The organism is Rhodoferax aquaticus (assembly GCF_006974105.1).
GTDB lineage: Bacteria > Pseudomonadota > Gammaproteobacteria > Burkholderiales > Burkholderiaceae_C > Allorhodoferax > Allorhodoferax aquaticus_A.
Genome location: NZ_CP036282.1, coordinates 4,372,676 through 4,391,450, shown reverse-complemented (window position 1 = coordinate 4,391,450; position 18,775 = coordinate 4,372,676). Strand labels below are relative to the sequence as shown.

Here is an 18,775-nt window from a genome sequence, read left to right as displayed (position 1 = left end):
TTTTCTTTTCTTAATTAGGAGTTTTTCATGGAACACATTCTCGGATTCGTAGCTTTGGCTTGTGGCTTGATCGTTGGTTTGGGCGCTATCGGTGCTTCCATCGGTATCGCTTTGATGGGCGGCAAGTTCTTGGAGTCTTCCGCACGTCAACCAGAGTTGATGAACGAACTGCAAACTAAGATGTTCATTTTGGCTGGTCTGATCGACGCGGCTTTCTTGATCGGTGTAGCTATCGCTTTGCTGTTCGCATTCGCCAACCCCTTCGTTCTGAAGTAATCAGCGGCCCCTTCACGCTAGAGAAGGAATAGACCGTGAACATTAACTCGACACTGTTCCTGCAGGCCGTCGTGTTTGGTATCTTGGTGTGGTTCACGATGAAATTCGTGTGGCCACCCATAACCAAAGCGTTGGACGAGCGGGCCCAGAAAATTGCAGAAGGCTTGGCCGCTGCAGACAAAGCTAAATCGGAACTCGCTAGCGCTAACAAGCGCGTTGAGGCTGAGTTGGCAACTTCAAGAAACGAAACCGCTACACGGTTGGCTGATGCTGAGCGTCGTGGTCAAGCCATCGTTGAAGAAGCCAAGGCAAAGGCGATTGAAGAAGGCAACAAAATTATTGCTGCTGCCAAAGCCGAAGCTGAACAGCAGTCTGTGAAAGCCCGTGAAGCATTGCGCGAGCAAGTTGCTGCGCTGGCCGTTAAGGGTGCTGAGCAGATTCTTCGTAAAGAGGTCAATCCAGCCGTACATGCTGACTTGCTAGGCCGTTTGGCCACTGAGCTGTAAGAGGGAACTATGGCTGAACTTGCCACCATCGCCCGGCCCTATGCAGACGCTTTGTTCAAAGCAACTGCTGCGGATCTACAGGGTGCTGTGGCTTGGGTGGAAACTCTGAAGGCAGTCGCGCTCAATGCGCAACTGCAAGAGTTTGCAGCCAGGCCCAATGTCAATGCCGAACAGGTGTTTGACGTAATCGCCAACATTGCAAAAGACTCTTTGCCTCCCATGGCAAAGAATTTTTTGCTAACGGTAATTCAGAATGGGCGTCTGGCGGTTTTGCCGGAAATTGCCGATCAGTTTCGCGGTTTGGTGAATGCCCACAGTGGCGCATCCGATGCTACTGTCTTCAGTGCGTTCGCCATTGATGCCGCGGAGTTGAACAACTTGACCACTACGCTTGAGAAGCGTTTTGGCCGTAAGCTCAATGTGACCGTCGAACTCCAGCCAGAGCTGATTGGTGGTGTTCGTGTGGTGGTGGGTGACGAAGTCTTAGACTCCTCCGTCAAAGCCCGTTTGCAACAAATGAAAGTGGCTTTGACAGCGTAGGCTTTGTGCCTCCCGCTATCAGCCCAACTAACGAAAGAAGGAAAGAGCCATGCAACTCAATCCCGCAGAGATTTCTGAACTAATCAAGAGCCGTATTGAGGGACTGTCTGGCAGTTCCAATATTCGGAATGAAGGTACTGTCGTATCTGTAACAGACGGAATTTGCCGCGTACACGGTTTGTCCGATGTAATGCAGGGCGAAATGCTTGAGTTTCCCGCTGACGCTGACGGACAGCCTAGCTACGGCTTGGCTTTGAATTTGGAGCGCGACTCCGTAGGTGCCGTTATTTTGGGCGCTTACGAGCACATTTCTGAAGGCGACACCGTCAAGTGCACGGGCCGTATTTTGGAAGTTCCAGTTGGACCCGAGCTCAAAGGTCGCGTAGTAAACGCCTTGGGTCAACCCATCGACGGAAAAGGCCCGATCAACGCCAAGATGACTGATGTCATCGAGAAGGTGGCTCCTGGCGTTATCGCCCGCCAGTCCGTTAGCCAGCCCATGCAAACAGGTTTGAAGTCTATCGACTCCATGGTGCCTGTAGGCCGTGGCCAACGTGAATTGATCATTGGCGACCGTCAAACCGGCAAGACTGCCGTAGCGATTGACGCCATCATCAACCAAAAGGGTCAGAACATGACCTGCGTCTACGTGGCGATTGGTCAAAAAGCGTCATCCGTAAAGAACGTCGTTCGCGCTTTGGAGCAAGCTGGCGCGATGGAATACACCATCGTTGTGGCTGCTACCGCATCCGAATCTGCAGCGATGCAGTACGTGTCCGCCTACTCTGGTTGCACGATGGGCGAGTACTTCCGTGACCGTGGTGAAGACGCGTTGATCGTGTACGACGATTTGTCTAAACAAGCGGTGGCGTATCGTCAAGTTTCGTTGCTGTTGCGTCGCCCACCAGGTCGTGAAGCATATCCAGGCGACGTTTTCTATTTGCATAGCCGTTTGTTGGAACGTGCTGCTCGCGTGAACCCCGACTATGTTGAAGCATTCACCAAAGGTGAAGTAAAAGGCAAGTCTGGTTCCTTGACCGCACTGCCAATTATTGAAACGCAAGCTGGTGACGTATCCGCATTCGTTCCAACCAACGTGATCTCGATCACAGACGGCCAGATCTTCTTGGAAACGTCACTATTCAACGCAGGTATCCGCCCCGCTATTAATGCTGGTATCTCCGTTTCCCGCGTTGGTGGCGCTGCTCAAACCAAGTTGATTAAGAACTTGTCCGGTGGTATCCGTACTGACTTGGCGCAGTACCGTGAGTTAGCTGCTTTTGCTCAATTCGCGTCTGATTTGGACGAGTCCACACGCAAGCAGCTCGATCGTGGTGCGCGTGTTACTGAGTTGCTGAAGCAGGCGCAATACAGCCCGCTACCAGTCAGCTTGATGGGCGCGACGCTGTTCGCGGTCAATAAAGGCTTTATGGACGACATCGAAGTCAAACGCGTATTGGCGTTCGAACATGGTTTGCACGCTTACCTCAAAGACAAGCACGCAGCTTTGTTGGCCAAGTTAGAAGCGAACAAAGCGATGGACAAGGACGCCGAAGCTGAGTTGACTGCTGCAGCCACCGCGTTCAAAAAGTCTTTTGCCTGATCCGCACCTGAAGACACAAGGAGTCATTCATGGCAGCAGGTAAGGAAATACGCGGCAAGATCAAATCGGTGGAAAACACCAAGAAGATCACAAAAGCCATGGAGATGGTTGCCGCGAGCAAAATGCGCAAGGCGCAGGACCGCATGCGTGCGGCCCGGCCTTACAGCGAGAAGATTCGCAATATTGCAGCCAACTTGGGTCAAGCCAACCCTGAGTATGTCCACCCTTTCATGGTCACTAATGACGCTAAGTCAGCAGGCATGATTGTGGTGACTACGGATAAGGGCCTATGCGGCGGGATGAACACCAATGTTTTGCGAGGCGTAACTAACAAGCTGCGCGATTTGCAGGCTGAAGGTGTCTCCACACAAGCTATCGCTATCGGAAATAAAGGCTTCGGCTTTTTGAATCGTATTGGTGCAAAAGTGGTGTCTCACGCAACTCAGTTGGGTGATACGCCACATCTCGAGAAGCTGATTGGTCCAGTTAAGGTGTTGCTCGACGCCTATACACGAGGCGAAGTCAACTCTGTGTATCTTTGCTATACGCGATTCATCAATACGATGAAGCAGGAACCCGTGGTGCAGCAGTTGCTACCGTTGTCTGCAAGTGCTATGCAAGCCGACGCCAAAGCAGATGAAGCAGCAACTGGTGCTAAGCATAGCTGGGACTACATCTATGAACCAGACCCGCAGGCGGTCATTGACCAATTGCTAGTCCGTTACGTAGAAGCATTGGTCTACCAAGCCGTAGCGGAAAATATGGCGTCAGAGCAGTCAGCCCGCATGGTTGCTATGAAGTCTGCCACCGACAACGCAGGCAGCGTCATAGCAGAACTCAAGTTGGTCTACAACAAAACGCGTCAAGCGGCGATTACGAAAGAGCTTTCGGAAATCGTGGCGGGTGCGGCGGCCGTTTAAACGTTATTTAATTTGGAGCAAAAAATGGCTCAAGTACAAGGCAAGATTGTTCAGTGTATTGGTGCGGTCGTCGATGTGGAGTTTCCACGCGACAAGATGCCAAAAATTTATGACGCGCTCAAGATGGAAGGTTCCAGCTTGACTTTAGAGGTGCAGCAGCAATTGGGTGACGGCATTGTCCGCACGATCGCGTTGGGTTCCTCTGACGGTTTACGCCGCGGCATGATGGTGCAAAACACTGCGCGCCCTATCACAGTGCCAGTTGGAAAGGCGACGCTGGGTCGCATCATGGACGTGTTGGGCTCTCCCATCGATGAGCGTGGCCCAGTCAGCAACGAAATGCAAGCATCCATTCACCGTTTGGCACCCGCTTACGACGAACTGAATCCTTCCCAAGAGTTGTTGGAAACTGGTATCAAAGTGATTGACTTGGTTTGCCCGTTTGCAAAGGGCGGCAAGGTTGGTCTGTTCGGTGGTGCCGGTGTGGGCAAGACCGTGAACATGATGGAGTTGATCAACAACATCGCTAAAGCTCACAGCGGTTTGTCCGTTTTTGCTGGTGTTGGAGAGCGGACCCGTGAAGGTAATGACTTCTATCATGAGATGGCCGACTCTGGTGTTGTGAATCTTGAAAAGTTGGAAGACTCCAAGGTTGCCATGGTCTATGGTCAGATGAATGAACCCCCAGGCAACCGTTTGCGCGTTGCTTTGACGGGTCTGACTATTGCTGAGTCTTTCCGTGATGAAGGCAAAGATGTGCTGTTCTTCGTGGACAACATCTACCGCTTTACATTAGCTGGTACCGAAGTTTCTGCTTTGTTGGGCCGTATGCCTTCCGCAGTGGGCTACCAGCCAACTCTGGCTGAAGAAATGGGCCGTTTGCAAGAGCGTATTACTTCAACTAAGGTGGGCTCAATTACTTCCATCCAAGCGGTTTACGTTCCCGCGGATGACTTGACCGATCCATCCCCAGCAACGACGTTCGCTCACTTGGACTCAACTGTCGTGTTGTCACGTGACATTGCATCCTTGGGTATCTACCCTGCGGTGGATCCTTTGGATTCCACAAGCCGTCAGTTGGATCCTTTGGTCGTGGGAGAAGACCACTACAACACTGCCCGCGCAGTACAGGGTACCTTGCAACGCTACAAGGAGTTGCGCGACATTATCGCCATCTTGGGTATGGACGAGTTGGCACCCGAAGACAAACTGGCCGTAGCACGTGCCCGTAAGATTCAACGCTTCTTGTCCCAGCCATTCCACGTGGCCGAGGTGTTCACGGGTTCTCCAGGTAAGTACGTCAGTTTGGCTGAAACCATCCGTGGATTCAAAATGATTGTGGCTGGTGAGTGCGACCATTTGCCAGAGCAGGCGTTCTACATGGTTGGTACCATCGACGAAGCGTTTGAAAAAGCAAAGAAGCTCTAAGCAAGGTCCAAAATGAACACCATCCACGTTGATGTGGTCAGTGCGGAGGAGTCGATCTTTTCAGGTGAAGCCAGATTCGTGGCCTTGCCTGGAGAGGCCGGAGAACTTGGCATTTACCCTCGCCACACACCATTGATTACACGCATTAAGGCGGGATCAGTGCGGATCGAGAAGGCCGACGGCAGCGAAGAGTTTGTCTTTGTGGCTGGTGGTTTGTTGGAAGTTCAGCCAAACTGCGTCACAGTGCTGTCCGATACAGCCATTCGCGGCAAGGACTTGGACGAAGAAAAGGCCAACGCGGCCAAGATGGCTGCAGAAGAAGCCCTCAAGAACGCCAAAGGTGAGCTCGATATAGCGCGTGCTCAGTCTGAGCTCGCCGTCATGGCTGCTCAGATAGCCGCATTGCGTAAATTTCGAGCAAAGAAGTAACGTTTTCTCCATTCCAAAAACCGCCTTCATGGCGGTTTTTTTATTTCCGCAGCGGATGAAAAAGACGCTCCTACTAAAGCAGTCACAATAGCACGATACACACGACCCATTGAGCATGAAAAAAGCCGCACACCAACACGCTGTATTGGGAGGTAGTCCAGACGAGATAGAGGCTGCGTTCTATGAAGCTTTGCAGTCAGCGGATATCGAGAGAATGATGGCGTGCTGGGCAAATGAAGATGAGATTGCCTGCATCCATCCCGGAGGGCCTAGGGTCATCGGAGCTGGCGCCATTCGTGCAGCATTCGAAGCCGTCTTCGCGCATTCGGGTGCTGTGTCGGCGCGTCCTGAATCTATCCGCAGAGTTGATTCGCTGACCAGCGCTGTTCACCACGTACTCGAACGGGTTGAAGTGCTAACGCCTGATGGGCTGGTTCATGCTTTCGTCTTGGCCACCAACGTTTATCAAAAAACCCCTGAGGGTTGGCGTATGGTCGTTCACCACGCCAGTCCCGGCTCGCAAGATGAGCATCATGAAATTGACCCCACTCCCCAGGTACTACACTGACTCTTTGGGGCGAGGCCCTCTGTGCAGGGCATCTGTATGAAGTATGTCGCCCCCTGCTGGCTGCCAGGCGGCAACTTACAAACCATTTGGCCTGCATTGTTTTCAAGCCGATTTGTGGGGGATCGACCCCTTTACGTGCGGCAGCGGTGGCACACCCCTGACCGGGACTTTATTGATGTTGACTGGCTATCTCTATCGAATACTGAGCCGCGCCCTTCGGTTCTACTCGTCCTATTTCATGGCCTAGAAGGCTCATCCCGAAGCCATTACGCGGAGGCGTTTGCCAGTGTTGCCAGAGCACATCGAATGGATTTCGCTGTCCCTCACTTTCGTGGTTGCAGCGGTGAGTTGAATCAAGGGCCAAGGGCCTATCATTCCGGGGATCACCAGGAGATCGCTTGGATCTTGGAAGAGCTACAAAAAAGACACCAAGGCCCCATCTTGGCAGTGGGTGTGTCCTTGGGCGGCAATGCCCTTTTGCGCTGGGCCCAAGAGCAAGGCAACCAAGCAGCCCATACCGTCAGCGCTTGTGTTGCCATCAGTGCTCCGTTGGACTTGGCCGCAAGTGGGCAGGCAATCGCACGAGGCTTCAATCGGGTGTACACGAACATGTTCCTACGCACGATGAAGCCGAAAGCGCTGCTAAAGCTGAACCAACACCCTGGGCTTTTTGATCGTTCAAAGCTCATGGGCACAAAGACGCTTTACGAATTTGACAATGTCTTCACGGCACCTTTGCATGGATTCAAGGACACCGAGGACTATTGGTTGCGCGCGTCAGCCAAGCCGAGAATGCAGGACATTCAAGTCCCCACTTTGGTCATCAACGCGAAAAATGACCCGTTTGTGCCTGCGGCTTGCCTACCTACTCAGAAAAACGTTGGCCGACATGTAACACTGTGGCAGCCTAGTGATGGTGGGCACGTTGGTTTTCCTCGGGGACGTCCGCCGGCACACGTGATGGAGATACCCGAACTGGTGATTCGTTGGTGCAAGGATCACCTCCCGGTTGTGGAGTCCGCCTATGGATGATCTGGTGATGCAAGCAATGCAGAAGTGGCCAAACGTGCCGGACTGCTATGAATGGTTGGGTTTGGACACCCGAGGCAACTGGTACATGCGCGATGACCAAGCGCAACACAAAGGTGACTTTGATTCAGGGGTAATTGGTGCCAAAGGCTCCCTCATTACGCACGCCAAGCTGATCTCCTTTATCGAGCGGAACTACAGCTGTGACCCCATCGGACAATGGTACTTTCAAAACGGACCCCAGCGCGTCTATGTGTCCCTAGCAGCTACGCCATGGATAATTCGGATCGACTCCAATCACAGCGTCAGTACCCATACAGGCAGACCAGCCCAACTCCGATCGTTTCTTCTAGATGAAAATGGAATGGCTTACGCCAACACCGACTTAGGGCTTGGCTTGGTGCACACCCAAGACATGTTCAATCTAAGTCAGTGGCTCGAACAAGACTCTTGGTCTCCATTGGAGATACATTCCAGCGAGCTTCCCAAGCTGTATAAATTCATTAAGAAGCCAAGTCCCAACCCGAGCCCAAACACGTAAGCGCGCTGCAGGGCAGCCCAAAGATACTGGTATAAAAAAGGACGCCCATGGCGTCCTTTAACTATCGCTGTTGAAGCTTACTTCGCCGCCTCGGCCGCTTTCTTGGGCTCGTCAAACTTGGCCCCACCAGCGTTTGCCATATAGACCACCGCCCGAGCGACTTCAAAGTCATCCAAGTCGCCGCCACCTTGGGCACCCATGGCACCTTTGCCCTTTAGCGCAGAATTGAGTAGCGATTCAAAACCAGTCTTAATGCGAGGCCCCCAAGCGGAAGCGTCTCCGAACTTGGGAGAACCAGCAGCCCCAGTGGTATGACAGGCGGAACATTGGGCTTTGAATGCTTGTTCACCACTGCGCATTTCGCGGTTGGCATCGCGAATCTCGACCATGCCCACTTTCTGAATGCGCTCGGCAATGGCGCGCTCAGGATTGACAGACCCAGCTGCGGGCTTATTGTCCGAAACCACGTAGTAGACCAGTCCAATAATGACAAATATCGGGACTATGAACGAAAACAAAGAAGCCAACAAAAGCTGCTTAGGTGTCTTTATGGGGCCGGTGTGGGCCTCGTCGTGCGCATTAGTGTGGCTGTTATCGCTCATGTAATCCTCGAAAAGTCAGAGTCTGCAAGTGCAGCGGGGAATTATAGCTGCGCCCACTCTGAAAACACCTACAATCGCAGGGTAACGTAAGTGTGGAGACTGCCACACGAAGGCGAATCAGCGGTCCGACAAGGATGTCGCGACTTCACCCTCAAGTAATTTACACCGTGCGGCTGTAGCTCAGTGGATAGAGTATTGGCCTCCGAAGCCAAGGGTCGTGGGTTCGATCCCCGCCAGCCGCACCACCAGAGGAGAACCAGCAATACTTGGTCTCGGACAATCAAGAAATCCACTTGATGAGCAATAGTCACAATGAGTTTTGGCCCCAAAGAGTCCAATAGTCATAGACAGTCTGCCCTTTTTCCATGGCCCAACCATGGCCCAACGCTTTTATTGCAGTTTCGAAATGGACTATCAGCCCACTGGCCCGATTGCTTCACGCTGACCATCACAATTCAACGGCTCCAGAATGCATAGAGCGCGCAAAGGAACATCCCATCCATGCATGACGAAGGCATTGATCAACTTAGGACTCGCGTACTGACGCCAAGAAGTGGCGACAAAGTCTCGATCGAGAAACGTCTCAAGGCCGAGATCGTGTTGATGCGAAGCCACGCTCGTATCGTTGAAGACAGGTCAGGCTACTTGGTATGTGAGGGGAAGTACGGTCGGGGAGTGGCGGACCTGAAGGAAGCAAGCCTCTTCAACGTCGCTAACCAAAAACCTAGTCGTTGGCACCCCTTCAAAAGCCATCTGTACGCTGTTCACGGTGTTCTGTGTTGGGCGGTATTGGGCGTTACAACTGACTGAAAGGACCTGCTCTATGGTGATCTTCCTGATTGATGCTGACAACCTTTCTTCTCCAGCTTGGATCGAGGAAGCCTGTGCCGGACTTGAATCAACAGAGGGCACACTCACCGTGCGACGGGCTTATGGCAGTGCAGAAAACCTCAAAGGGCTCGCACAGACCATGCTGGGTAGGGCCATCCGCCCGTTTGTGAATCTCTCACTGAGCAAGAACACCACCGATGTGGCGCTTGCCGTTGACGCCATGGAGTTGGCCTGCCAGTTACCCAAACCAGCCGTCATCGCCATTGGCTCAGGCGATGCTGATTTCGTACCGCTCGTAGTGCGCTTGCGTGAGCGAGGCATTCGCATGGTGTGTGTATCGGAGAGAACCAAAATGGCCGCTGAGGCGGTACATGCCTATGACGCAGTGATCTTTGTCGGCAAAGACACGATCAAGCAAGCTGCAGAGATGGAAGCTCCGTCTCCGACCAAGAAGAAGCCTGCACGGAAAGCCGTTGTAAAACAAGTTGCCGTTGCGAAGGCGTCTGCGGCAATTCCAAAGACCGTGAAGACGAAGGGGCAGCCGAAATCTGCGACTGCGGGGGGCAAGGGGGAAGTCACGCTGGTCCAAGTGTTAGAGGCTGCACCCGCGCTCAAGACGGGACAAGTGCAGCCGCTAGGCGATATTGTTCAGCAATTGCACGCTGCAAAGCTGATTGGGAAAAATGCAACTTCGACGCGCCTGTTCAAGAAGTTCCCGGACAAGTTTGAGTTGATCCCAGACAAGCAGCCTAATCAGGTTCGGTATGTGTCAGCATAAGCAATCCACTACTTCGTCAGCCAAGCACCATGGATGAGTAACGCGCTGACGTGTGGTCCATCCACCTGCAGACTGTGCGTACAACGGGCGCAGACGCATGGCCCATGCCTACGCTGCTACCGCCTGTAGAGACTTTATTTGGCTGTAAACCCCACGCTAAGGGGCATCAGGCGCAAAAGGTCGTGCCGAGTGAATGGGACGGATTTGCCTGACAGCGCCAAGGAAGCCGCCACCACCCAGGAATGCGTCTGGGCGGCTGGCGCATAGAACGGGGCAAAGGCGAACCAAGCCACCACTGCAATGGCGAGCGAGCGCTTCTTGGGGAGCTTGGCTAAGTGCGAGTTGCGCATCGCAAAGCCACTCACCATCAGGCCAAGCGCTAAGCCGGCCAGCACTTCAGAGATGGAATGCGCTTGCACGGCGACACGAGAAACGGCAATTAACACGGCCAAACCCACGCCAACACCAATAGCCAAACCCTGTTGCCAGCGTGACTTCTTGGAGGTCAGTACGTCGAAAAGCACTGGGTAGATGGCCGCAGAAAACATGGTGTGGCCAGAAAAGCCCGTGAAGTCCAGCCGCGCAATTCCGATGCCCCAGCCGAAAAAAGCAATCTTGCTGGCCGTCGTGACGACGGTAGCGACAGCCAGCGCTGCCATCCACGACCAAGCATACGTGCGGCACGCGGGAGTCCGGCGCAGCATCCATAAGGCCAGCAGCAGCGCAGGTGCCAAAATTTGAATTTCACCCAAGCGGGTGACGATGGGCCACATGTTCAGTGCCAACAATGCCTCAACCATGGTCAGTAAACGTCATAAAAACCGAAAAATCAGCGGCGGGGAATGGACTCGCGCATCGCAATGGCGCGGTGCTCTGCCCTCGATCATAGGTCTTTCTGGGTTGTGCATCTAGTAGTAACCCGTAGACGACTGGGGCGGACAGCGGCACCCCAATCGCCTGCGTGCGGCCGATCAGGGGGTGGCGGTTGCCGCTTTCGTACCCTGCATTTCCACATCCACGCGCCGATCAGGTTGCAGGCACGCGATGAGCGGGGCTCCTTTTTTGTCAGCGCAGTCTTGGTGCGTGGTGACAGGGTTGGACTCTCCCTGCCCACTGGTGCTGATCTTGGTGGCCGCTACGTCTTTCTTGAGCAAATAGGCTTGCACGGTTTGGGCTCGACGCTCCGAAAGCTTCTGGTTGTAAACCGCTGAGCCAATACGATCGGCATCCCCGGTCACCATCACTTGGTCGTAGTTGCTCACTTGCAGTTGGGCCACCAAGTCGTCCAGCATTTGCGTCCCCTCGGGCTTTAGCGACGACTGGTCAAATGCAAACAGTGCATCCGCCGAGAACGCTGTTTTCATCGGCGGCGGTGCAGCAGCCACTGCGGCCACGGGCGCAGCGCCGGATGCAGGCAAAGCATTCGGCTCAAACGCTGGTTTGGGCGTGACCGCCGCAGCCACCTTGGCTACGGGGTCACATGGTGCCTGCGCCAAGGCTGGAGTCCACTCGGCCGTGTGCCAACACTGTCCCGGTGTTGCTGAGCCTACAAAACGCCCGGAACTATCGACGAGATAGCCCTCTATCGGTACGGCTTGCGCGCAAACCAAGGACGGCAAAAGCGCGGCAAGCACCAGGGAGTAAACCAGCGGTAGGTGATGTGATTTCATGATGGGTGTTCCTCGGGTGAGTGGAAAAAGTGCTTCGCAAGTGCATGGCTACCTGTCGGCGGGCGCACTTGCAGGACAAGGCGTTTGCTCCATCAACAGCCACGCGCGTTTACTACGTGCAAGGTCAGCGGTGACACGTCGGCCTTGTCTGCGGCGCGCCCATCTCCACAGCATGCGACCGCAACGCAGGCGCCGTCCGTGCGCTGGGCAACCCGGGCTGCCAACTGCCCCGATGGCGGCCCTACACGCATTAAGAAGATGGCGTGCGCTGACGCACTGACAAGCCTGACCCCACGCCGATAAGGTGGGTACCAGGCTTGCCCAGAAGCACTCCTGAGGGCCTGCGCCACGGACCCCCTTTTTTTCCTCAACCTGAAAGCCCACCATGTTCAATACCAAAGCCATCGACCAGACCCTGGACCCATCCATTGCGCAGGGCGGCCAATTGGCCACGCAAGCGGTAGACAGCGTCACCCATTCGGCCCAAGACGCCCTGCGTGCCACGCAGCATGTCGCCAACGAAGCCGTGCACGCTTTGTCAGATGCCACACAACAGGCCCGACACAGTGCCCAACATGCATCAGATGCCACGGTGGTCTACATCAAAGAAAACCCGCTCAAGGCGGTGGCCATCGCCGCTGCATCAGGCGCCGCGTTGATGGTGTTGGCGCGCTGGCTCACGCACGCGACCCGCTAAGCACGCAGACCGCCAAAGCCGAATGGCCATGCCCCAAGCGCTGTTGCAAATCTTGCTCACCAAGCCTGAGCTGCTAGAGGGGCATGCGCAGGCCTATGCAGCGCTCATAGCCCTACAAAGCCGCCGCGCTGCCCAAGCATTGGGGCGCGGTGCGCTGTGCTACGCGATTGCGGTAGGTGCGGGCTTTACGAGCGTTGTCTTGGCAGGCACTGCAGCCATGTTGTGGATTTTGGCGGCCAATGTGAGCGCCCTGCAAACCAGTTGTTTGATCTCCATACCCATGCTGCCCCTTGTACTGGCGCTGGGTGCATGGCGTGCAGCGTGCCAAGCAGACGCCTATGCCCCATTGCAGCAGATGTGGCACCAAGTCCAGCAAGACCTTGCCATGTTGCGAGAAACCCCCGTGCCATGAACCATTCCGACACCCTTATCTATGCGCAACTTGCGGTCTCGCGCGAGCGCCTGCGCCAGGCCTTGGGCGCCGCTTCACAAGCCACAGGCACCCATGCCAGTGGCGGAGGTGGCACGCCGGCCGGTGCGAGTTCCATTCCAGCCTGGCTCATGGCGGTGCTGCAAACCCCCAACCCAGACATGGTGCGCACCCTCGTGACAGCGTGGTGGGCCCAACATCCCTGGCGCACCGCCGCAGGGGCAGCGGTGGGTGTGGCGCAAGGCGCACTAGCACCCATCGCTCAGCGCAATCCTATGGCCCTGGTCAGTGCGGCTGTTGGCGTGGGCGCTGTTCTGGTGCTGGTCAAGCCTTGGCGCTGGACGGCGCTGTTGCCCATGGTGCTGGGTTGTGTGCCACCTTTGCTGGCGCGCACGGCAGCACCCGCAAGTACACCAGAACTGCCGCCATGGGCCGCCGCTCTTTTGGGAGTTTTGCTGCGTACCAAACCCTGAGGGGCTGGGCTGCTCCAACCGGGGAGCAGCCGCCCGTCGTTACTGCAGCGTGGCCGTGGTGTTGGGGTTGTAGTCGTGCTCAATAAACGCAATCAAACCCTCCACGCTAGGAATGGCAATATTCCTGCGCCCTTGCTGCTCAAAGCGAATCACACCACAGCGCGATAGTTGACCCAAAGCCCGGCTGACCGTCTCTAAGGTGAGTCCCAAATAACTGCCAATGTCTGCGCGGGTCAGTGGCAAGGCCAGTTGGTCGCTGCGCAGGTTGCGCTCAGTCAAAGCCTGCACCCAAAAGCGCAAGAAATACGCAACACGCCCTTCGGCCGACAGCATGCCCAGCGCCACTCGTGGTGGCGGCGCAGCTCATCGCCCATGGCAATGTGCAGGGTACGGGTGAGCTCTGGGAGGTGCCCGCAGGCACTCAGCACGCTGGCGTAACACACGCTCCAAATCTCGCTGGGCTCCATCGCATAGGCGTCGCATGCAAAGCGGCCGCTGGCCAAGGCGTCTAGCCCCACCCAGTCCCCGCGAAAGTGCAAGCCCACGATCTGCTCGCGGCCGCTGGCTGTTAAGTGCACGGTTTTCACAGTGCCCACATTCACAATTTGCAGATGGGTGAACACATTGCCCGCTACCTGAATCATCTCGCCGGCCCCCACGGTGCGCCGTGCAAAGCCTAAGTTCACGGCCACCAAATGCAAAGACGCCAGCCAACGTGGCGCCCCCAGCATGCCGACGCCGTACTGCACCGTGGTCCCCGCATGGGCCGTAGCAGCAAGTCCGGTGCTGCCCTCAGCAGGTGGGTGCCCCAGTGCATGGGCGTTGGCAGGGGCGTCGTTCATACGCAGGCACCCGCGCTTAGAACTGCGCTTTGAAGTAGTGGAAGGAGTGCGTAAAGGCGTCTCGCACTTTTTCCATGTCGTTGCGCATGGTGTCCCACGAGTCTTCGCTGGCGGTTTTGAGCTCGTTGAGTTTGTTCAAGGCCAGTTGCGATTGGTGGCGCAGTTTGGCCATTTCTTCCTTGTACTTGTCTTGGGCGTCCAAACGCGCCTGCTCGGTGTGTGACTCCAACGTGCCCATTTTTATGTTGAGGTCGTCGAGTTGTTTTTTCATGTGGGCGATATAGATGTCACGGTCTTGCATAGAGGCTCCTTGAACAAAAGCAGGTGCGCTAGCGCGCAGCTGGCCGCACACAAGAGCGTGGCGTCAGGCTAGGGGTTCAAGCGTAAGGAGCCAAGTACGCCCCGTCCGTGCGGTTTCACACATTGACGGGCGTGCGCCAAAGCGGGGCGCGGTCGCTGCGGTAGGCCTTAGTTGGGGCTTGCGGCCGAGCGCCCACCGCCACTGGTGGACGCGGAACGGTTCGGGCTGAACGAGGGCGGAAACACCACAACGTTGTTGGCCACAGGGGCTGGTGCTTGGTTTTGCAAACCCGCCGCAGGGGCGGGCAGGTTGGACACGTTAGTGCCCACTTCGGTGCTGCTAGTCACCGTTTGCTCTGTAGCCAAGAGCGTGCTTGGCGTGGTTGCGTCGGTGGTTGAAGGCACTTGGGCGTTGGAGTTAGTGCCAGAGGTGGAGCTTGTGGTGTCTCTGAAAATGGAGGCAGGGATGTTTTGCTGTAGTGCTTGGTTTCGCGCCACAGCTTGGGGCGCAGTGTTGGCAGTGCGGGATAGCCCAAAGCTGCCTGCCCCCAACAACAACTGCGCGCCGCCGCTGTTGAGCGCGACCAAACCTTGGATAACTTCCACATGGGTGCCGTTGGGCGGCGGTGGCGTGTTGGGTGGCGCGTCAGACGGCAAGAGACCCGTGCAGTCGTTATTGCATTGCTGTATGCCCACAATGGTTCCGCGAATTCCGACCGTGGCGGTGGCGGTCTTGAACGAAACTTGCTGCGGGTTGCGTTTGCCCAGCAAGCCGGTGATGGAGCGCAGCCCTCCGCGCACGAGGGTAATCAACGCGTTGTCTGCGGTAGGGGCGTTGGGCTTGTAGCTGTACTGGGTGATCTCGGCTTGGGAGTTGGGGCGCAGTACCAGTTCAGCGCCGTCCACCATTTTGAGCCGCGCAAACGTACCAGCGCCGGTGTTGAGCACATCGCCCTCTTTGACAGTGGCGTTTACCGCCAACGGACGGGTTGCTGTGCCGGGCTTGCCGGTGTTCAGGCTGCCTTGCAGGTTGGTGACGATGCCGACCGCGCCGGCAGGCAGGGTGTTGGCCGCCGCCGTTGTTTGCGCTTGCACGAGGGAAGCGCTGAGCAACAGTACGGTTGCAATACCGAAAACACGATGTAAAGACAGCATAGAGTCCCCTTGGCGGTACTTCTTGGGGTTGGTTGAGGCAGTGGCTACGGTTGGAAAAGAGGGCCAATTATCGCATTGGCCTCGAAATGTGGCCTATAGGTATGCGGGTGAAAAGTAAAAACAGTGGTGCATGCCGCCACTAGACTGCTGCCACTAATCGCTAGGCCCGAGGTCTACAATGGCTCCCCCGCAGCGGGTAATGGATCTGCTCGGTGGCGTACAGGCTAAGTGCCGCAGAGGAAGATTGATGTCGACAAATCCCCCCGAAAACACCAATACCAGCAAAGCTGAGAAACGTGCCGAATTGCGCCGTGCGGCGCTGGAGTACCACGAGTTTCCTACCCCGGGCAAGTTAGCAATTGCAGCGACTAAACAATTGGTCAACCAGCACGACTTGGCCTTGGCTTACTCACCCGGGGTGGCTGCACCGTGCGAGGAGATCGTGAAAGATCCGAACAATGCGTTCAAGTACACCAGTCGGGGTAACTTAGTCGCAGTGATCACCAATGGCACTGCGGTGCTGGGTTTGGGTGATATTGGGCCATTGGCGGCCAAGCCCGTCATGGAGGGCAAAGCGGTTTTGTTCAAAAAGTTCGCGGGTATTGATGTGTTTGACATCGAAATCAACGAAAAGGACAACCTGGACAAGCTTGTCGACATCATTGCTTCCCTAGAGCCTACGTTTGGCGGCATCAACCTCGAAGACATCAAGGCCCCTGACTGCTTCTATGTGGAGCGTAAGCTGCGCGAGCGCATGAAGATCCCTGTCTTCCATGATGACCAACATGGAACCGCCATCACTGTCGGCGCAGCCATGCTGAACGCCTTGAAGGTGGCTGGCAAAGACCCGGCGGCGGTCAAACTGGTGACCTCTGGTGCCGGAGCCGCCGCTTTGGCGTGCCTAGGGCTATTGGTCAAACTCGGGATTCGCCGTGAAAACATCTTTGTAACTGACCTTGCAGGGGTGGTCTACGAAGGGCGGACGGAACTGATGGACGAAGACAAGATCGTGTTTGCCCAAAAAACCAGCGCTCGGACCTTGAGCGAAGTGATTGAAGGTGCCGATGTGTTTCTGGGCTTGTCAGCGGGCGGGGTGCTCAAGCAAGACATGGTCCAGAAAATGGCGGCGAACCCCATCATTTTTGCGCTGGCCAATCCCAACCCTGAAATTCTTCCGGAAGAGGTCAAGGCAGTGCGTCCCGACGCCATCATCGCGACCGGCCGAACAGACTATCCGAATCAGGTCAACAACGTACTGTGCTTCCCCTATATTTTCCGCGGTGCCTTGGATGCGGGGGCTTCCACCATCACTTTGGAGATGGAAATTGCCGCGGTGCATGCCATTGCGCAATTGGCCCAGGCCGAGCAAAGCGAGGTAGTTGCCGCCGCCTATGCGGGTGAGCAACTGGCCTTCGGCCCCGAGTACTTGATTCCCAAGCCCTTTGATCCTCGGCTCATGATGATGATCGCACCGGCAGTGGCCAAGGCCGCAGCCGACAGCGGTGTGGCCACCCGCCCGGTGGTCGACATGGATGCCTACCGTGAAAAACTGCAGAGTTTCGTGTACGCCTCCGGAACCACCATGAAGCCCATCTTCACGGCTGCCAAAAATGCGTTGAAAAAGCGTGTGGCCTATGCGGAAGGCGAGGAAGAGCGGGTGCTGCGCGCGGCTCAAATCGTGGTCGACGAGCGCCTAGCATTGCCCACCCTGATTGGCCGCCCGGCCGTGATTGCAGAGCGCATCCAAAAGTTTGGCTTGCGCATGAAACAGGGCGTTGACTACGAAGTCGTGAATGTGGAAGACGACCACCGCTACCGCGATTTTTGGCAAACCTACCACCGCATGACCGAGCGCAAAGGGGTGACCGTTCAGATCGCCAAGATTGAGATGCGCCGTCGCCTGACCCTGATCGGGGCCATGCTGCTGCACAAAGGCGATGTGGATGGGCTGATTTGCGGAACGTGGGGCACCACAGCGGTCCACCTCAACTATCTCGACCAAGTCATAGGCAAGCGCCCCACCGCTGCTGCAGATGCCGCCGGCAGCGCGGGCATATATGCCTGCATGAATGGGTTGATGCTCCCTGGTCGCCAAGTGTTTCTGGTGGACACCCATGTCAACTATGACCCCACCGCGCAAGAACTTGCAACGATTACGGTGATGGCCGCCGAGGAAATGAAGCGTTTTGGCTTCAAGCCCAAGGCCGCGTTGCTGAGCCATTCCAGTTTTGGCAGCAGTGACCAACCCAGTGCGGTAAAGATGCGCCAGACGCTTGCTTTGCTGAAAGTGCAGGCGCCTTGGCTAGATGTGGATGGCGAAATGCATGGTGATGTGGCCTTGGATGGCGCTGCGCGCAAAGTCCTGATGCCCAACAGCACGCTCACTGGCGACGCTAATCTGTTGGTGCTGCCAAACATTGATGCAGCCAATATTTCTTACAACTTGTTGAAAACCGCTGCCGGCGGAAACATTGCGATTGGCCCCGTACTTTTGGGAGCAGCCAAGCCTGTCCACATCTTGACCGCAAGCACAACAGTGCGTCGAATTGTAAATATGACCGCCTTAACGGTTGCTGATGCAAACGCGGTTCGATAGGGCCATTTTGATAAGTTAGCACTCGCTTCTTTACCTAAAAGTCCCATTTGGCCTTGCCGTTTGCCTTGGCAAGGCCTTGCTTTTTTCGGCCAAATCAATGACACTAGCCGCTTGGTGGTTTTTTGCCTTGCCTAGAGTTAGCCTGAAGGAAATTGCGTTGCGCAAGCTTGTTTTTAAGTCGGTACTTACTTACTTGCTGTGCATTGCAGCTGCTTGTTTTGGCTTAGCACATGCTAAGGACAACAATGCCTTTTGGAAGGACGAGGCGATTGCACTCAGCGCGATGCCTCTGCAAGGCCAGCAGACCTACCAACTGATTCTGAGTGGGGGGCCTTTCCCGTACGAGAAGGACGGGACGGTGTTTGGTAACAGAGAGCGGTTGCTACCAAGCCAGAAACGTGGTTTTTACCTAGAGTACACGGTGAAAACGCCGGGAGCTTCAAACAGAGGAGCGAGGCGTATTGTATGCGGTGGTCCACGTACCAAGCCCGAAGCATGTTTTTATACGGCCGATCATTACGCGAGTTTTCGCAAAATTGTGCCTTGAGTTTAGTGTTTGTT

General features: G+C 55.6%; 23 protein-coding genes and 1 tRNA gene. 17 read left to right on the top strand and 7 right to left on the bottom strand.

Annotated elements, in window-relative coordinates; genetic code table 11:
- Positions 1 to 27: 27 nt before the first annotated feature.
- The 10 genes from atpE (at position 28) to EXZ61_RS20190 (ending at position 7,840) form a co-directional block, all read left to right on the top strand.
- Entirely contained in the window at positions 28 to 276 is a 249-nt protein-coding gene (gene atpE / locus EXZ61_RS20235; RefSeq protein ID WP_142813737.1) for a F0F1 ATP synthase subunit C, read from the top strand.
- A gap of 35 nt (positions 277 to 311) precedes the next feature.
- The gene (locus EXZ61_RS20230; protein ID WP_142813736.1) at positions 312 to 782 is read left to right on the top strand and encodes a F0F1 ATP synthase subunit B; all 471 of its coding nucleotides are present in this window, start codon (positions 312 to 314) and stop codon (positions 780 to 782) included.
- A gap of 9 nt (positions 783 to 791) precedes the next feature.
- On the top strand, positions 792 to 1,322 hold the full coding sequence (locus EXZ61_RS20225) for a F0F1 ATP synthase subunit delta (protein WP_142813735.1): 531 nt from the start codon (positions 792 to 794) through the stop codon (positions 1,320 to 1,322).
- 49 nt (positions 1,323 to 1,371) lie between these two features.
- Positions 1,372 to 2,925, top strand: coding sequence for a F0F1 ATP synthase subunit alpha (gene atpA / locus EXZ61_RS20220; protein ID WP_142813734.1), 1,554 nt, complete (start codon positions 1,372 to 1,374; stop codon positions 2,923 to 2,925).
- Between the two features lie 29 nt (positions 2,926 to 2,954).
- Complete coding sequence (gene atpG, locus EXZ61_RS20215; protein ID WP_142813733.1) at positions 2,955 to 3,845, top strand: F0F1 ATP synthase subunit gamma; 891 nt, start codon at positions 2,955 to 2,957, stop codon at positions 3,843 to 3,845.
- A gap of 24 nt (positions 3,846 to 3,869) precedes the next feature.
- Positions 3,870 to 5,273 (top strand): F0F1 ATP synthase subunit beta, encoded by a 1,404-nt coding sequence (gene atpD / locus EXZ61_RS20210; RefSeq protein ID WP_142813732.1) that lies wholly within the window; start codon positions 3,870 to 3,872, stop codon positions 5,271 to 5,273.
- Positions 5,274 to 5,285: 12 nt separating this feature from the next.
- Positions 5,286 to 5,702 (top strand): F0F1 ATP synthase subunit epsilon, encoded by a 417-nt coding sequence (locus EXZ61_RS20205; RefSeq protein ID WP_142813731.1) that lies wholly within the window; start codon positions 5,286 to 5,288, stop codon positions 5,700 to 5,702.
- Between the two features lie 115 nt (positions 5,703 to 5,817).
- Positions 5,818 to 6,270: a YybH family protein gene (locus EXZ61_RS20200; RefSeq protein WP_142813730.1), complete on the top strand. Its 453-nt coding sequence runs from the start codon at positions 5,818 to 5,820 to the stop codon at positions 6,268 to 6,270.
- A gap of 36 nt (positions 6,271 to 6,306) precedes the next feature.
- Entirely contained in the window at positions 6,307 to 7,302 is a 996-nt protein-coding gene (locus EXZ61_RS20195; RefSeq protein ID WP_142813729.1) for a YheT family hydrolase, read from the top strand.
- Positions 7,295 to 7,840 carry a DUF2946 family protein gene (locus EXZ61_RS20190; RefSeq protein WP_142813728.1) on the top strand — a complete coding sequence of 182 codons (546 nt, stop codon included), beginning with the start codon at positions 7,295 to 7,297 and terminating at the stop codon, positions 7,838 to 7,840. The genes EXZ61_RS20195 and EXZ61_RS20190 overlap by 8 nt, the downstream gene beginning before the upstream one ends.
- 77 nt (positions 7,841 to 7,917) lie before the next feature.
- On the opposite strand, the gene EXZ61_RS20185 is transcribed toward EXZ61_RS20190, so the two are convergent.
- On the bottom strand, positions 7,918 to 8,442 hold the full coding sequence (locus EXZ61_RS20185) for a c-type cytochrome (protein ID WP_142813727.1): 525 nt from the start codon (positions 8,440 to 8,442) through the stop codon (positions 7,918 to 7,920).
- A gap of 169 nt (positions 8,443 to 8,611) precedes the next feature.
- On the opposite strand from EXZ61_RS20185, the gene EXZ61_RS20180 reads away from it, so the two are divergent.
- Positions 8,612 to 8,687: transfer RNA gene (locus tag EXZ61_RS20180), tRNA-Arg, on the top strand.
- A 578-nt stretch (positions 8,688 to 9,265) separates the two neighbouring features.
- Positions 9,266 to 10,051: an NYN domain-containing protein gene (locus EXZ61_RS20175; RefSeq protein WP_142813726.1), complete on the top strand. Its 786-nt coding sequence runs from the start codon at positions 9,266 to 9,268 to the stop codon at positions 10,049 to 10,051.
- Positions 10,052 to 10,185: 134 nt separating this feature from the next.
- Here EXZ61_RS20175 and EXZ61_RS20170 read toward each other — a convergent pair whose 3' ends face one another.
- Positions 10,186 to 10,851: a phosphatase PAP2 family protein gene (locus EXZ61_RS20170; protein ID WP_142813725.1), complete on the bottom strand. Its 666-nt coding sequence runs from the start codon at positions 10,849 to 10,851 to the stop codon at positions 10,186 to 10,188.
- 171 nt (positions 10,852 to 11,022) lie between these two features.
- A complete protein-coding gene (locus tag EXZ61_RS20165) occupies positions 11,023 to 11,721 on the bottom strand; it encodes an OmpA family protein (protein WP_142813724.1) in 699 nt (232 codons plus the stop codon).
- A 385-nt stretch (positions 11,722 to 12,106) separates the two neighbouring features.
- On the opposite strand from EXZ61_RS20165, the gene EXZ61_RS20160 reads away from it, so the two are divergent.
- Genes EXZ61_RS20160 through EXZ61_RS20150 form a run of 3 tightly spaced genes read left to right on the top strand, consistent with a single transcriptional unit; the run spans position 12,107 to position 13,321 of the window.
- Positions 12,107 to 12,418, top strand: coding sequence for a hypothetical protein (locus EXZ61_RS20160; RefSeq protein ID WP_142813723.1), 312 nt, complete (start codon positions 12,107 to 12,109; stop codon positions 12,416 to 12,418).
- Between the two features lie 28 nt (positions 12,419 to 12,446).
- Positions 12,447 to 12,830 (top strand): hypothetical protein, encoded by a 384-nt coding sequence (locus EXZ61_RS20155; RefSeq protein WP_142813722.1) that lies wholly within the window; start codon positions 12,447 to 12,449, stop codon positions 12,828 to 12,830.
- Entirely contained in the window at positions 12,827 to 13,321 is a 495-nt protein-coding gene (locus EXZ61_RS20150; protein WP_142813721.1) for a hypothetical protein, read from the top strand. Before EXZ61_RS20155 ends, EXZ61_RS20150 begins: the two co-directional genes overlap by 4 nt.
- Positions 13,322 to 13,360: 39 nt before the next feature.
- Here EXZ61_RS20150 and EXZ61_RS20145 read toward each other — a convergent pair whose 3' ends face one another.
- The 4 genes from EXZ61_RS20145 to EXZ61_RS20130 all read right to left on the bottom strand — a co-directional run bounded on the left by EXZ61_RS20145 (position 13,361) and on the right by EXZ61_RS20130 (position 15,618).
- The gene (locus tag EXZ61_RS20145) at positions 13,361 to 13,600 is read right to left on the bottom strand and encodes a helix-turn-helix domain-containing protein (RefSeq protein WP_168224836.1); all 240 of its coding nucleotides are present in this window, start codon (positions 13,598 to 13,600) and stop codon (positions 13,361 to 13,363) included.
- Entirely contained in the window at positions 13,597 to 14,163 is a 567-nt protein-coding gene (locus EXZ61_RS20140) for a Crp/Fnr family transcriptional regulator (protein WP_142813719.1), read from the bottom strand. The genes EXZ61_RS20145 and EXZ61_RS20140 overlap by 4 nt, the downstream gene beginning before the upstream one ends.
- 16 nt (positions 14,164 to 14,179) lie before the next feature.
- On the bottom strand, positions 14,180 to 14,464 hold the full coding sequence (locus EXZ61_RS20135; protein WP_142813718.1) for a sll1863 family stress response protein: 285 nt from the start codon (positions 14,462 to 14,464) through the stop codon (positions 14,180 to 14,182).
- Positions 14,465 to 14,631: 167 nt separating this feature from the next.
- The gene (locus EXZ61_RS20130; RefSeq protein ID WP_142813717.1) at positions 14,632 to 15,618 is read right to left on the bottom strand and encodes a FecR family protein; all 987 of its coding nucleotides are present in this window, start codon (positions 15,616 to 15,618) and stop codon (positions 14,632 to 14,634) included.
- Positions 15,619 to 15,865: 247 nt separating this feature from the next.
- Here EXZ61_RS20130 and EXZ61_RS20125 point away from each other — a divergent pair, with 247 nt between their 5' ends.
- Positions 15,866 to 18,214, top strand: a complete 2,349-nt coding sequence (locus EXZ61_RS20125) for an NADP-dependent malic enzyme (RefSeq protein ID WP_142813716.1) — start codon at positions 15,866 to 15,868, stop codon at positions 18,212 to 18,214.
- Positions 18,215 to 18,311: 97 nt separating this feature from the next.
- Positions 18,312 to 18,761 (top strand): ribonuclease, encoded by a 450-nt coding sequence (locus tag EXZ61_RS20120; protein ID WP_142813715.1) that lies wholly within the window; start codon positions 18,312 to 18,314, stop codon positions 18,759 to 18,761.
- Positions 18,762 to 18,775 lie beyond the last annotated feature (14 nt).